Annotated in this window: 15 protein-coding genes and 1 pseudogene; 9 read left to right on the forward strand and 7 right to left on the reverse strand. The window is 69.3% G+C overall.

Going from position 1 to position 13754, the window contains the following annotated elements; translation table 11 throughout:
• The first annotated feature begins 29 nt into the window (after nucleotides 1–29).
• The 3 genes from EBN03_RS12700 to EBN03_RS12710 all read left to right on the forward strand — a co-directional run bounded on the left by EBN03_RS12700 (nucleotide 30) and on the right by EBN03_RS12710 (nucleotide 1752).
• Complete coding sequence (locus EBN03_RS12700; protein WP_267899284.1) at nucleotides 30–461, forward strand: acyl-CoA thioesterase; 432 nt, start codon at nucleotides 30–32, stop codon at nucleotides 459–461.
• Complete coding sequence (locus EBN03_RS12705; protein ID WP_233608341.1) at nucleotides 449–1132, forward strand: hypothetical protein; 684 nt, start codon at nucleotides 449–451, stop codon at nucleotides 1130–1132. Before EBN03_RS12700 ends, EBN03_RS12705 begins: the two co-directional genes overlap by 13 nt.
• Nucleotides 1133–1224: 92 nt before the next feature.
• The gene (locus EBN03_RS12710) at nucleotides 1225–1752 is read left to right on the forward strand and encodes a hypothetical protein (RefSeq protein WP_122188178.1); all 528 of its coding nucleotides are present in this window, start codon (nucleotides 1225–1227) and stop codon (nucleotides 1750–1752) included.
• Between the two features lie 73 nt (nucleotides 1753–1825).
• On the opposite strand, the gene EBN03_RS12715 is transcribed toward EBN03_RS12710, so the two are convergent.
• Entirely contained in the window at nucleotides 1826–2557 is a 732-nt protein-coding gene (locus EBN03_RS12715; protein WP_233608342.1) for an HNH endonuclease, read from the reverse strand.
• Nucleotides 2558–2935: 378 nt separating this feature from the next.
• Between EBN03_RS12715 and EBN03_RS12720 the strand changes: the two genes are divergently transcribed.
• The 5 genes from EBN03_RS12720 to EBN03_RS12740 all read left to right on the forward strand — a co-directional run bounded on the left by EBN03_RS12720 (nucleotide 2936) and on the right by EBN03_RS12740 (nucleotide 6562).
• The gene (locus EBN03_RS12720) at nucleotides 2936–3340 is read left to right on the forward strand and encodes a globin (protein ID WP_122188179.1); all 405 of its coding nucleotides are present in this window, start codon (nucleotides 2936–2938) and stop codon (nucleotides 3338–3340) included.
• A gap of 153 nt (nucleotides 3341–3493) precedes the next feature.
• Nucleotides 3494–5059 carry a glycoside hydrolase family 13 protein gene (locus EBN03_RS12725; protein ID WP_122188180.1) on the forward strand — a complete coding sequence of 522 codons (1566 nt, stop codon included), beginning with the start codon at nucleotides 3494–3496 and terminating at the stop codon, nucleotides 5057–5059.
• A 91-nt stretch (nucleotides 5060–5150) separates the two neighbouring features.
• A complete protein-coding gene (gene ctaJ / locus EBN03_RS12730) occupies nucleotides 5151–5432 on the forward strand; it encodes an aa3-type cytochrome oxidase subunit CtaJ (RefSeq protein WP_122188181.1) in 282 nt (93 codons plus the stop codon).
• On the forward strand, nucleotides 5419–5889 hold the full coding sequence (locus EBN03_RS12735; RefSeq protein WP_233608343.1) for a DUF5130 domain-containing protein: 471 nt from the start codon (nucleotides 5419–5421) through the stop codon (nucleotides 5887–5889). Before ctaJ ends, EBN03_RS12735 begins: the two co-directional genes overlap by 14 nt.
• Nucleotides 5890–6154: 265 nt before the next feature.
• Nucleotides 6155–6562, forward strand: coding sequence for a helix-turn-helix domain-containing protein (locus tag EBN03_RS12740; protein WP_122188398.1), 408 nt, complete (start codon nucleotides 6155–6157; stop codon nucleotides 6560–6562).
• A 5-nt stretch (nucleotides 6563–6567) separates the two neighbouring features.
• Here EBN03_RS12740 and EBN03_RS12745 read toward each other — a convergent pair whose 3' ends face one another.
• From EBN03_RS12745 to pepN, 3 genes are all read right to left on the reverse strand, one after another.
• Entirely contained in the window at nucleotides 6568–7158 is a 591-nt protein-coding gene (locus EBN03_RS12745) for a ClpP family protease (protein ID WP_122188183.1), read from the reverse strand.
• Entirely contained in the window at nucleotides 7155–7754 is a 600-nt protein-coding gene (locus EBN03_RS12750) for a ClpP family protease (RefSeq protein WP_122188184.1), read from the reverse strand. Before EBN03_RS12750 ends, EBN03_RS12745 begins: the two co-directional genes overlap by 4 nt.
• Before the next feature lie 129 nt (nucleotides 7755–7883).
• Nucleotides 7884–10475: an aminopeptidase N gene (pepN, locus tag EBN03_RS12755; protein WP_122188185.1), complete on the reverse strand. Its 2592-nt coding sequence runs from the start codon at nucleotides 10473–10475 to the stop codon at nucleotides 7884–7886.
• Nucleotides 10476–10703: 228 nt separating this feature from the next.
• Here pepN and EBN03_RS12760 point away from each other — a divergent pair.
• A pseudogene (locus EBN03_RS12760) lies at nucleotides 10704–11549 on the forward strand (phosphoribosylaminoimidazolesuccinocarboxamide synthase); the annotation flags it as partial.
• Here EBN03_RS12760 and EBN03_RS12765 read toward each other — a convergent pair.
• Genes EBN03_RS12765 through EBN03_RS12775 form a run of 3 tightly spaced genes read right to left on the reverse strand, consistent with a single transcriptional unit; the run spans nucleotide 11550 to nucleotide 13650 of the window.
• The gene (locus tag EBN03_RS12765) at nucleotides 11550–11942 is read right to left on the reverse strand and encodes a DUF1801 domain-containing protein (protein WP_122188187.1); all 393 of its coding nucleotides are present in this window, start codon (nucleotides 11940–11942) and stop codon (nucleotides 11550–11552) included.
• The gene (locus EBN03_RS12770; RefSeq protein ID WP_122188188.1) at nucleotides 11939–13252 is read right to left on the reverse strand and encodes an RNA polymerase sigma factor; all 1314 of its coding nucleotides are present in this window, start codon (nucleotides 13250–13252) and stop codon (nucleotides 11939–11941) included. Before EBN03_RS12770 ends, EBN03_RS12765 begins: the two co-directional genes overlap by 4 nt.
• Nucleotides 13249–13650 carry a YciI family protein gene (locus tag EBN03_RS12775; RefSeq protein WP_122188189.1) on the reverse strand — a complete coding sequence of 134 codons (402 nt, stop codon included), beginning with the start codon at nucleotides 13648–13650 and terminating at the stop codon, nucleotides 13249–13251. Before EBN03_RS12775 ends, EBN03_RS12770 begins: the two co-directional genes overlap by 4 nt.
• Nucleotides 13651–13754: the final 104 nt, after the last annotated feature.

A 13754-nucleotide genomic window follows, 5' to 3' on the forward strand; every position in this document is an offset into this window, starting at 1 on the left:
GGCGATCGGCAACCGAGCGGAGGATGCGTGTGACGAGCGTTGTGTCGGCGAAGCGATACCACTCGAAGGTCGAGGTCCGATGGTCGGACATGGATGCCTTCCAGCACATCAACCATGCCCGGATGGTGACCCTGCTGGAGGAGGCGCGCATTCCCTTCCTGTTCTCCGACGACTGCCCGACCAAGGCCCTGCGCAGCGGCTGCGTACTCGCTGACCTGCACGTGAAGTACAAGGGCCAGCTGCGGCACGAGGACACGCCGCTCGATATCGCCATGTGGATAACGCAGTTGCGCGCAGTCGATTTCACCGTCGAGTACGAGGTGCGCGGTGCCGGCGCGGCACCGGATTCACCGCCCGCGGTGGTGGCCACGACCCAGCTGGCCGCGTTCGACATCGACACCCAGCGGCTGCGCCGGCTGTCCCAGGCCGAGCGCGACTATCTGGCGTTGTGGACGGCCTAGTGCCCGATGCGCTGGAGCTGCGGGTGCCCGATCCCGCCGAGCGGGAGAACCTGTCGACCTTCCTGACCCGGGCGCTGCGGATCGACCCGGCCGCCGTCGTCCGGCTGCGCCGTCGCGGCCCGCATCAGGTGACCCTGTGGGTGGCAACGGGATTCGAGGCGCTGGCGGCACGAACCATCGGCGCCGAACTCAGCGTGGCAGACGTGACCGTCGCCGCGGACACCCTGCTGGGCGCGGTATCCGGCGGTGCGGCCCGCCCGATTCCGCTCGGATATTCGATGGATTCCGCGTGGCGGACGGGCCTGCCGCCGATGTCCGGCTTCACCCATGTCGACGATGTCCCGGCCCGCGCGCTGGTCGAATTGGCCGGGCGCGGTGCGGAACTGGCCGACGAACACGGCAGCGGTCACGGCCCGCCGGCCGGGCTGCTGGAGCAGACGGTGCTCACGGTGACCGGGAACGGGGAGACCGTCGAGGTGCCGATGCGGGTGGTATTCGCTTTGACCGCAATGGATTTCATCCCCCATGCGGGCGAGCGGGCGGTGCCGCTGCGCATCGACGCCGCCGAGGTCGTGCGGGTGCGCGCCACCCGCACCTGGCTGCGCCTGGACGCGCGGTACGGCTCGGTGGCACGCCGACGCGGTCCCGGATTACCGCTGCTCACCGGATAACTCGCGACAACCGCAGACCGACACCGGTCGAATCCGCCGGATCACCGGATTATCCGGATAGTCTTCGTGCGTTCGAGACGAAGGGACGGAACATGGGGTTCGACCTCAATTGGTTTGCGGTTCGGGACAAGACGGCGGACGCGGTGTGCGGTGGGCTCGGGCTGCGACGGTCCGGAGAGCGCACCGACTTTCCGAGTCCGCGCTACGCGGGGGCCGAGCTGGCCGGTGGCTGGTACCTAGTGGTCGAGGAGAGCGCGCGGGCCCACGTCGGCGACGCCTGGGACCTCGCCGACATCTCGAAGGGCTGCGAAGTCGCCGCCTTCTCGGTGGCCGAGACCGCCGGCTACGCGGAACTGCTCGGCTGGCGCGACGGCGAACTCGTGTGGGCGGTCCGCGACGACCCGGACACCGGACTCGACCTCACCGGCGACTTCCCGGCCGAACTGGCCGGCCGGATCGCCGAGGTGCGCGCCCAACTGGCCGCCGCGAGCGACCCGGACGACGTCGACCTGGGCGATCTGCCCACCGACCTGGGCAAGGCCTATCTCGGCTTCGAATACGACGGGCTGCTGGGCGCACCCGGCGACGCGCGCTTCGAACGCCTCGACGCCACCGTCTGATCAACGGCAACGACTCCGGCACCTTCGCGGTGCCGGAGTCGACGGCGGATGTGCGGCTACTCCGCGGCAGGTGTCAGGCCGCGCCCTCACCGAGGTACTGCAGCCAGACCGGGTCCAGCTCGGCGGTGGTCGACAGCAGCCGCCAGTGCGGCCCCTTCGGCGACACCAGCTGGTGCTTGAGGGTCCAGCCGAGCTCGCTGAGCAGCTTGTCGGCCTTGTTGTGGTTGCAGGGCGCGCACGACGCGACGCAGTTCTCCCACGAGTGGGCGCCGCCGCGACTGCGGGGTATCACGTGGTCGATGGTCTCGGCCTTGCCGCCGCAGTAACCGCAGCGGTACCGGTCGCGGTGCATGAGCGCGGCGCGGGTCATGGGGACCCGGGCGCGGTAGGGGACGCGGACGTAGTTACGCAGCCGGATCACCGAGGGCAGCGAGACCTCGGCTTCGGCCGAGCGGACGACCGGTCCCTCCGGATTGTGGTGGACCGGGTCGGCCTTGTCGCAGATGAGGAGGACGATCGCGCGGCGGGCGGACAGCGCGGTGAGCGGCTCGTAGGTGGCGTTGAGAAGCAGCACCCGGCGCTTCACCCAGGCGGTGGCCGCGGCCTGTTCGGGGGAACGGGGTTCCGGAGCCCGGCTGTCGCCGGCTCGGTTTTCTGGAGATCGGTGCCCGTGGGCGCCGGTATGCGAATGATCGGATACGAGTTGCAGCGGAGTAGCCCCCGACCCACGACTGTGGACATCGGCGGGCTGGAGTTGTCGGTGCGCCCGCGCCTCATGTGAACCGGCGGTGTGCCGCTGCTTCATCTCGACCCCGAATTCGTTGTGTTCGGTTCGTGTGGTATCCGGGTGGATATGCCACAAGTTGACCACGGAACACCCGCCCGCGCACGCTGTTTTCGGTGTTTCGCAACCGTCCGCAACGTGTTCGTGCTGCAAGGAGTGCCGGGCTGCTACGCAGCCCATGGTCCGGCCTCGGTCTGAACGCCCGGTGAAGCCGGGGGAGCCGTCCAGATGAAGCCAGAATGCCCTACCGGAGGCGACCGGTGGGAAACGTTCACATTCCGATTGCGAGACCGACGTCACATGTGACCGGCCCGCCGGTCGGCCCCACCGGCCCGCGGGAGCGGGTGGCGCGGGCAGAATGGATCGCGGTACTAGCGGTTGAGCAGATCGAGAGGGTCGATGAGTTCCGGAGAACAGACGACGACATCGTTCTACGCGGCGGTCGGCGGCGCGGAGACCTTCCGCCGCATCGTGTCGGTGTTCTATCGCGAGGTGGCAGCCGACGAGATCCTGCGCCCGCTGTACCCGGAGGCGGACCTGGAACCGGCCGAACGCCGGCTGCGGATGTTCCTGGAGCAGTACTGGGGTGGTCCGCGGACCTACGGCGAGGAACGTGGGCATCCGCGGCTGCGGATGCGGCATCATCCGTTCCGGATCGGCCCGATCGAGCGGGACGCCTGGTTGCGGGCGATGCGGATCGCGGTCGGCGAGATCGAACCGGCCGTCCTCGACGACACCCATCGGCAGGAGATGCTCGCCTACTTCGAGATGGCGGCCGATTCGCTGATGAACTCCCCGGTCTGACCGCCGCGGACCGAACCGCCCGGATGCCGCCGTTTGCGGCATCGATCACGCTGGCCGCTGAAAGTTCGCCCGAAACGGTCGCGCATGGTCCTTCGGCCACCCGCGGCCGCATTGTTTGGCAGCATAGCCACCGTGACAGCAACTCCGACCGGCATGCCGGTCTCGGCGTGGTGGCAGTCCGCCGTCTTCTATCAGGTGTATCCGCGCTCGTTCGCGGACGGTGACGGTGACGGCGTCGGCGATCTGACCGGGCTGCGCGAGCGGCTGGGTTATCTCGAGCTGCTGGGCATCGACGCGCTGTGGATCTGCCCGGTGATGCGGTCGCCGATGGCCGACGGCGGCTACGACGTGAGCGATCCCCGCGATATCGATCCGCTGTTCGGCAGTGTGGCCGATCTGGACGCGCTGGTCGCCGAGGCGCACGCCCGAGGCATCCGGGTGACGATGGATCTGGTCCCCAACCACACCAGCGACCGGCATCCCTGGTTCGCCGCGGCGGTGGCCGCCGGCCCGGGCAGTCCCGAACGCGCCCGCTACCTCTTCCGTGACGGCCGCGGACCCGACGGTTCCCTGCCGCCCAACAACTGGCCGAGCATCTTCGGCGGGCCCGCCTGGACCCGGATCGTCGAGCCCGACGGCCGCCCCGGCCAGTGGTACCTGCACATCTTCGCACCCGAACAACCCGACTTGAACTGGGAGAACCCCGAGGTCGCGGCCGATTTCGAGACCACCATGCGGTTCTGGCTCGACCGCGGGATCGACGGCTTCCGCATCGATGTGGCGCACGGGATGGCCAAGCCGGCCGGGCTGCCGGATATGGACCGGGTCGAGAGCCGGTTGCTGAAGCACGACGACCACGACCCGAGATTCAACAATCCGGGTGTGCACGATATCCACCGGCGGTTGCGCAAGGTGATCGACCAGTACCCGGACGCGGTAGCGATCGGGGAGGTGTGGGTCGACGACAACCTCCGGTTCGGCGAGTACGTGCGACCCGACGAACTGCACCTGGCCTTCAACTTCCGCCTGGCCGAGACACCGTTCGAGGCCACCGGTATCCGCGCGGCGATCGACAATTCCATGCAGGCGGTCGCGGCCGTCGGCGGTACTCCGACCTGGACGCTGTCCAACCACGATGTGCCCCGCGAGGTGACCCGCTACGGCGGCGGCGCGGCCGGTGTCGACCGGGCCCGCGCGATGATGCTGGTCGAGCTGGCGCTGCCCGGCGCGGTGTTCGTCTACAACGGATCCGAGCTGGGCCTGCCCAATGTCGACGATCTGCCCGAGGCGGTGCTGCAGGATCCGACCTGGGAACGGTCCGGCCACACCGAACGCGGTCGCGACGGCTGCCGGGTGCCGATGCCGTGGGAGGGCGAGCTCCCGCCGTTCGGGTTCACCGCCGGCCGGCCGTGGCTGCCGATCCCCGCGTCGTGGGCGGCACTGACCGTCGAAGCACAACTCGAACACCTCGACTCGACGTTGTCGCTGTATCGGATGGCGATCGCGCTGCGCGGCAGCCGGGTGGAGTTCCAGGGGTCCGGAATGGACTGGTACGGCAGCCCGCCGGGGTGCCTGGCCTTCCGCCGATCGGGTGGGCTGGTGTGCGCGCTCAACACCTCGGGTGCGCCGATTCCGTTGCCGCCCGGGGAACTGCTGCTGGCCAGCGCTCCGATCGAGGGCGGCCGGCTGCCGGCCAACGCGGCGGCCTGGCTGGTGTGAACGCACCGACACGCCCGGATTTCGGTCCGACACGTCGGTTCGGTGGCCCTCGTCGTCGAGGGCGGCGCCCGCATCGTCTACCGTGAGCGGCGTGACCGTTCTGGATACAGTGCTGATTTTCGTCGGCATCCCTGCGGCGATCTACGCGGTGATCGCCGGTTTGTCGTACCTCGGCAAGCCGCTGCCCGGTGAGAAGCCGGCCCACTACACCCTTCGGGAGAAGTGGACCGCCGACCCGGTGCTGTGGACTGCGACCGATGAGGTGATCGTTTACGGTCACCACGTCGTGGGCGACCGTGAGACCCACATCGCAATCGAACCCGCCGACGCGGTGTCGGACCTGATCGGAGGCCGGGCAAGTGGCAAGTTCTAGTTGGCCCGCAGTGGTCGAGTCCGACCTGCCGCACGGCTGGGTCGTCACCTCCAGCGGACGTGTGTCCGGTGTGCACGAGGCCGGTGACCTGTTCAAGGAGGCGCCGTTCACCGACACCGAGCGGCTGCTGATGGACAACACACTCACCGACGCGACGCGCAGCACCAAGGTCCGCTTCACCGTCTACATCGGTGACCTGGGCGCGAATTCGGGTGCCGGTGCCGAGGCGTTGTTCCCGAGCCTGCCCGAGCCCGAGCGCACGGTGCTGATCGCGGTCTCGCCCAACGACCAGGCCGTCGAGGTTCGGTCCGGGCGCGAGGTCGCCGACCGGGTCAACGACCGGGTGTGCCAGCTGGGCGTCACAGCGGCGCTGAGCTCGATCCGCAAGGGCGAGCTGATCGACGGCCTGGTGTCGGCGGTCCGCGTCATGGCCGCCGCCATCGGCCGCCCCGCCTGACCGTCCCCGCGTTTTTTGCGGCCGGCTGGGTGCCGTCAGGGCTTGTCGACCCGTGGCGGCGGGCTGGGCGAGACACCGATTCTGGGCGTACCCGGTGAGTTACCCGGCCGGCACGAAATCAGTTGTTACGGATGACCGAAGGGTCCCTTCACTGTTGAGTGAAGGGACCCTTCGGCTATTGCATCGGTCGTGCGGCATGCGAAGTTCGTCTGCTGAGAGCAGAAAGACCGGGCCGGTGGACGGCCGCCGCCCGTACGCTCGGATCATGTCCGAGCATCGCAGACTGCAGTCGATTCCCGGCGGGCGCGCGGATTCCCCGCGTCCGGAGCCGGCCGAGCCGTTGTGGCGGGAGGTCCTGGGCCGGCGGCTGCGCACGCTGCGCCTGGACCAGGGCGACACGCTGGTGGAGACGGCCCGGCGAGCCGGGGTGTCCCCGCAGTACCTGTCCGAGGTCGAGCGGGGCCGCAAGGAACCGTCCAGCGAGATGATCGCCGCGCTGGCCGGTGCGCTCGGGACCAGCCTCGGCGAGCTGACCGGGCAGGTCGCCGAGGAACTGCAGAGCCGCGAGGCTGCGCTACGCCGCCCGATCCCGTTGCGCTCCAACGCTGTTCACCGTGTGGCGCCGCGACCTACGCTGACCCAGCGGTTCACCCCGACCCTGATGGCCGCCTGAGGCGTTCAGATCCGAGCGTCGAGGATGCCGTCGGCCAGGCCGTAGTCGATCGCCGCCCGCGCGGTGAAGACCCGGTCCCGATCGGTGTCGTGGCGCAGTGTTTCGACGGTCTGTCCGGTGTGCCGGGCCAGGATCGATTCGATGTCGGAACGCATCCGGACCAGTTCCTCGGCCTGCAGGATCAGGTCGGGAATCGTGCCCTGACCGCGCGCCGCCGGCTGGTGCAGGACGACCCTTGCGTGCGGTAGCAGGGCGCGATGGCCGGGCGCGCCACCGGCCAGCAGCACCGCGCCGACCGCGAGCGCCTGTCCGACACAGGTGGTGTGCACGGGCGCCTTGACGAACTGCATGGTGTCGTAGACCGCGAGCATCGCGGGCAGTTCACCGCCCTCGCAGTTGATGTACAGGTTGATCTCCCGGTCGGGGTTGTCCGATTCCAGGTGCAGCAGTTGGGCGATGAGCGCGTTGGCCACCCCGGAGTCGATCGGGGTGCCCAGGTAGACGATCCGCTCGCTCAGCAGATGGGAGTAGATGTCGGTGATGCGTTCGCCGCGGGGATCGCGGGTGACGACGTTGGGAATCGTGTAGCTGCTCATCGGATTCCCGCCTTGTGGCGGCGCGGGACGACGGCGTCGAACGATTCGACGATGCCGTCGATGAACCCGTAGTCCCGGGCTTGCGCGGCGGTGAACCAGCGGTCGTGCAGCGAATCCTCGTAGATCCGGTCGAACGGCTGGCCGGTGTCGGCGGCGATCAGGCCGATCACGGTGTCGACGGTGTAGCGCAGATCGTCGGCCTGCACCTCCACCTCGACCGCACTGCCACCGATCCCGGCGGAACCCTGGTGCATGAGGATGCGGGCGTGCGGCAGGGCGAACCGCCGCCCGGGCGTGCCCGATGACAGCAGGAATTGGCCTGCGCTGCATGCCAATCCGAGTGCCAGCGTGGACACCTCGCAGGGCACCAGGCGCATCACGTCGCGGATGGCGAGCATCGCGGGCACCGAACCACCGGGCGAGTGGATCCACAGCGCGATACCCGCCTCGGCGTCCTCGGCGGCCAGGGTCAGCATCTGGGTCATCAGCAGGGTGCCGTTGTCGTCGTCCAGCGGGCCCTGCAGGACCAGGACGCGGCGGGTCAGCAGTTGTTCGCGGGCCCGCCAGGAGAAACTCGGGATCTTGTCGTCAGCCATGCCTTAACGGTGCCGCAATGGCGGGCGGATGCGCGCCCGATGCTGCTGTCGGCAGATCCGCTCTGAGCAGCGGGATTACGGCCGGATAGTGGCCCGCACCGCGTACTGCGATGCGGGCCACCGGGTTCGTCAGCTCGCGTCGAAGGCCCGGGCGCGCAGCGAACGCTGGATTCCGGCCTTGCCCTCGATCACCAGGCGGCGCAGGGCCGGCGGGTGGTCCTCGCCGAGGAACTTGTCGGCCAGGGCCACCGCCTCCTCGGTGATCGCCCAGTGCGGGTAGAGGCCGACCACGACGGTCTGGGCGACCTCGCTGGAACGGCGTTCCCAGACCGCGGGGATCTCGGCGAAGTACCGCTCGGCGTAGGGCGCCACCAGCTCGTCCTGGCCGACCGGCGCGAAGCCGGCCACGATGGCGCGGGTGGTGATGTTGGCGACGGTGTCGTCGGACATCACTGTGGCCCAAGCCTTCTCCTTCACCCCGGCCTGCGGGCGCATGGTGGCGGCGGTGGCGGCCTGGCGGCGGCCGGCGGCGGTGTGGTCGCGCTCCAGCTCGCGGTCGATGCGCGGGGTGGCCGGGCTCTCGGCGTCGATCTCGCCGGCCGCGGCCAGCGCCTGCAGGATTCGCCAGCGCAGGTCGGTGTCGACGGTCAGGCCGTGCAGCCCGGTGTTGTCGACGTTGCCGTCCAGCAGCGCGGTCAGCACCTCCAGGTGGGTGGCCGACAGCGGCACCGCGGTCAGGGCGTTGACGAACGCCAGCTGGTGGTCGGATCCGGCGGCGGCCTCGCGGGCCAGTACCAGGAGCCGGTCGGCGAAGGCCGGCCAGCCGGTGCTCTTCGCCCACTCCGGGTCGGCGTAACTGCCGAGCGCGGTGTTCGCCTGCATCAGAAGCCGTTGCACCACACCGATTTCGGTCTCGGCGCCGACGCCGCGCTGCACCAGCGCCACGAAGTCGCGGGCCTTCATCTCGGCCTGGCGGGTCATCTCCCAGGCCGCCGACCAGCACAGGGTCCGGGGGAGCGATTCGGAGATGTCGGCGATCCGCTCGGACACCGTCGCCAGCGACTGCGGGTCCAGGCGGACCGCGCAGTAGGTGAGGTCGTCGTCGTTGATCAGGACCAGCGCACCGCGCTCGACGCCGACCAGCTCCGGAACCTCGGTGCGCGGCGCAGCTTCCAGGTCGAGCTCGACACGCTTGGTGCGCACCAGCTTTCCGTCCTGGTCGGAGTACACGCCGATCGCGAGCCGGTGCACGCGGAACTCGCCGGCACCGGGCTCGGCGCCCTCCTGTACGACCGCGAACCGGGTGAACCTGCCCTCGGCGTCCACCTCGAAGTCCGGGCGCAGCGTGTTGAGACCGGTGGTCTTGAGCCACTGCGCACCCCAGCCGGAAAGGTCACGGCCGGAAGCCTTTTCGAGCGCGCCCACCAGGTCGTCGAAGGTGGCGTTGCCGTAGGCGTGGGTGGCGAAGTAGTCGCGCAGGCCGGCCAGGAACGGTTCCAGGCCGACGTAGGCGACCAGCTGCTTGAGTACCGAAGCGCCCTTGGCGTAGGTGATCCCGTCGAAGTTCACCTCGACGGCGGCCAGGTCCGGGATGTCGGCGGCGATCGGGTGGGTGGAGGGCAACTGGTCCTGGCGGTACGCCCAGGACTTCTCCACGTTCGCGAAAGTGGTCCAGGCGCTGGTGTATTCGGTGGCGTCGACCTGGCACAGCACCGAGGCGAAGGTCGCGAACGACTCGTTCAGCCACAGGTCGTCCCACCACTTCATGGTGACCAGGTCACCGAACCACATGTGCGCCATCTCGTGCAGCACCGTCTCGCAGCGCCGCTCGTAGGAGGCCCGGGTCACCTTGGACCGGAACACGTAGTCCTCGAGGAAGGTGACCGCGCCCGCGTTCTCCATGGCGCCCGCGTTGAACTCCGGCACGAACAGCTGGTCGTACTTGCCGAACGCGTACGGCACCCCGAAATTGCGGTGGTAGAAGCCGAAACCCTGCTTGGTCTCGGTGAAAAGCCGTTCGCTGTCCATGAATTCGGCCAGCGAGGCGCGGCAGTAGATGCCCAGCGGGATGTCGCCGTGCCCGTCGCTGAAAGTGTCGGTCCACTTCGCGTACGGGCCGGCGATCAGCGCGACCAGATAGGTGCTCATCCGTGGCGTGGTGGCGAAGGTGTGCTCGACCACGGTGCCCACCGTGCGCGTGGCGGCCGTCGCGCCGTTGGAGATGACCTCCCAGTCCGCCGGCGCGGTCACCACGATGTCGTAGGTGGCCTTGAGGTCGGGCTGGTCGAAGCAGGCGAACATCTGCTTGGCGTCTGCGGTCTCGAACTGCGAGTACAGGTAGACCTTGTTGTCGGTCGGGTCGACGAAACGGTGCAGGCCCTCACCGGTGTTGGAGTAGCGGCAGTCGGCCTCCACCACCAGCACGTTGTGTTCGGCCAGGTCGGTGAGCGTGAGCCCCTTGGACTCGTCGTACTCGCTCACGTCCAGCGCGGTGCCGTTCAGGGTTGCCGACCGTACTCCCGCGGCCACGATGTCGACGAACGTCTGCGCTCCCGGCTGCGCCGTGAACGTGACCGTCGACCGCGAGTGGAACGTCGCACCGGATTCGCCGCCCGGGCTGGTCGGCTGACCGGTCAGATCGAGCTGGATGTGGTAGTTCTCCACCGCCACGGTCGCGGCGCGTTCGACCGCTTGCTCACGGGTGAGATTCGGTGCGGACAAAGGAAACTCCTTCGCTGGTCGGGAGAGCATTGCCGGGATTCGCGCCCAGGGAGCATGCGACGCGAACCGCTCGACGCGGCGGGGCTACCCGCCGTTGCCCAGCATGCCACGGGGTGCGGTGGCGCCGCCGTCGTTGCCGGGCAAGTCGGGCACGATGCGGGGCGGGGAGCGTCCTCGGCGGACGGTAGGGTTGCCAGGTGGTGGCCGACGGCTTGCCGCCAGGACCGGCTACGGGCGCAGGAGGAGAAGTTGAAGCACATCCACGCGGGCAAGGTACGTGACCTCTACGAGGACGGCGACACATTGATCCTGGTCGCCTCCGATCGGGTCTCGGTGTACGACGTGGTGCTGCCGACGCCGATCCCGGACAAGGGCGCGCTACTCACCCAGCTGTCGAACTGGTGGTTCGGCTATTTCGCCGATGTGCCGAACCATCTGGTGTCGACCACCGATGTGCCAGCCGAGTTCGCGGGCCGCGCGGTCCGGGTGAAGCCGCTGAAGATGGTGCAGGTCGAGTGCATCGCCCGCGGTTATCTGACCGGTTCGGGGCTCAAGGAGTACCAGGCGACCGGCGCGGTGTCGGGGATCGCGTTGCCGCCGGGCCTGCGTGAGGGCGACAAGCTGCCCGAGCCGATCTTCACGCCGACCACCAAGGCGTCGGAGGGCCACGACGAGGCGATCACCTTCGACGATGTGGTGAACCAGGAGGGCCGTGAGGTCGCCGAGCGGCTGCGCGCGCTGACCCTCGACCTGTACACCCGCGGCGCGGCCTACGCCGCCGACCGCGGCGTGATCATCGCCGACACCAAGGTCGAATTCGGTTGGGACGGTGACGTTCTCACCCTCGGCGACGAGGTGCTCACCTCCGACTCGTCGCGCTACTGGCCCGCCGCCGAATACGAGCCCGGCCGCGTACAGCGCTCCTTCGACAAGCAGTTCGTCCGCGACTGGGCGACCTCCACCGGCTGGGACAAGGAGCCCCCGGGCCCGGAGATCCCCGCCGACATCGTGGCCGCCACCCGCGCCAAGTACGCCGAGGCCTACGAATTGATCACCGGCACCGCCTGGTCCTGATCAGCTCTGCTGCTTCAGCTTTCGCCAGCCGCCGGCGCGATTGTTCGCGATGATGTGGCGGAACATCTCGGTCAGGGCCGGGGCGTTCAGGGGAGCGTCTCGGTAGACCGCGACCGTGCGGCCGGTCTTGTTGTCGTGGCCGCCGGTGAGGATGCCGGCCGGATCGGGCACGGTGGGGTCGTAGAGGAACACGTTCACGTGGTCGCGGGTGGCCAGCAGCGCGCAGATATTGCCCTGCAGCACGAAATACGGCTGCACGGTGCGTTTGATCGTCTCGGTGACCTCGGGGTCGGCGGCGTGCACGAGATCACGGACCTGCTGACAGATCTCCTGTTGCCAGTCGGGAAGCGCGTCGATGTAGTCGTCCACGCGGGGATCGGTGGGGTAGGTCACGGCGTCTCCTCATCCGGTGGCGTGGTGCGCAGCAGGGCCGCGCGCAGGGTCAGGTAATCGTGTTCCGGGGTGCTGGTGGTGGCGCGGGCCGCGGCCAGGTAGCAGTCGACGGCCGCGGCGCGGTCACCCGCCATCTCGTGCAGGTGGCCGCGGACCGCGTGCAAGCGGTGGTGGCCGGACAGGGCGGCCTCCAGCGGCTCGGTCCGGGCCAGGCCGGCGGCGGGACCGTGCACCATCGCCGCCGCGACCGCCTGGTTCAAGGTGACCATCGGATTGGGTGTCAGCTCCGCCAGCCGGTCGTAGAGCGCGAGGATCCGTTCCCAGTCGGTGTCCTCGGCTTGCCGGGCCTGGGCGTGCACGGCGGCGATCGCGGCCTGGATCCGGTAGGGACCGGTCAGGCCGTGGCCGATCGCGCCGGTGGCGTGCCGGATACCCTCGAGGATGCGCCGGCGGTCCCAGCGGGTGCGGTCCTGTTCGGCCAGCGGGATCAGTTCGCCGTTCGGCCCGGTGCGCGCGGGGCGGCGCGCGTCGGTGAGCAGCATGATCGCCAGCAGCGCGGTCACCTCCGGATCTGTGGGCAGTAGCCGGTGGACCAGGCGGGTCAGCCGGATCGCCTCGGCGGCCAGGTCGGCCCGGTCGAGTTGTGTTCCGGCGCTGGAAGTGTGGCCCTCGGTGAACATCAGATACAGCACGCGCAGCACCGGGGCCAGCCGGGTTTCCCAGTCGGGGGTCGAATCGTTAAGCGCGGCAGCTGAATCCGTGGCCTCGTGCTGATTGCCGTCCACGGAATCCGGCGGCGGCGCGAACGGGCGGTCGAACCCGCTGAGTTGTTTCTTGGCCCGGGAAATACGTTGCGCCATGGTCGATTCGGGGACCAGAAAGGCGCGGGCGATATCGCCGGTCGTCAGGCCGCCGACCGCACGCAGGGTCAGGGCGATCGCACTCGCGGGCGGCAGCGCCGGGTGGCAGCAGAGGAAGAACAGGGCGAGCGTGTCGTCGTGACTGTCGGTCTCGGCGTCGGCCGGCGGGGCAGGCTCCGGATCGGCGACGGTGGATTCTCTTGCCCGCCGGGAGATTTCGGATCGGATCGCGTCGGTCAGCCGCCGCTGGGCGACGTGGACCAGCCAGGCCCGCGGGTTGTCCGGCAGCCCCGACTCCGGCCATTGCAGCGCGGCCGCCAGCAGGGCCTCCTGAACGGCATCCTCGGCGGCGTCGAAGTCGCCGCTGCGCCGGGCCAGGATGCCGACCACCTGCGGCGCCAGTTCCCGCAGCAGACAGTCGATTTCGGTCGGTATCGCGGTCGTGCTCATGCGTCGGTGGCGGGCGCGCTCATCACCGGGCGGACCTCGATGTACTCGCCGATCGGGCGGCCACCCGGCCCTGGGGCCGCCGAGGCGGTCGCCGCGATCTCCAGCGCGCGGTCGAGGCTGTCCACATCCACGATCCAGTAGCCGGCCAGGAACTCCTTGGTCTCGGGGAACGGGCCGTCGGTCACCACCGGCGCCGACCGGCCGTCCGAGCTGACGATCCGGGCCTGCGACGGATCGGCCAGACCCTGCGCGTCGACGAGTTCACCCGAACCGGCCAGCTGGGCGCCCAGCGTGCGCTGGAACTCGATGTGGGCCCGGAACTCTTCGGGAGACCACTCGGTGATCGGGGTGTCGCAGTACGCGGCGGGGGTGTAGGTCTTGAGCAGCATGTACTTCATCGCAGAACTCCTGTGGACGACGGGCGCCGGTGTGACGCCGCGTAACCGAGTCGGCGCCGGGCGAGCGAATTCGACCTGTCTTCGCGCGATTTCGCTGTGAGCAG

The organism is Nocardia stercoris (assembly GCF_003696265.1).
GTDB classification, from domain to species: Bacteria; Actinomycetota; Actinomycetes; order Mycobacteriales; family Mycobacteriaceae; genus Nocardia; species Nocardia stercoris.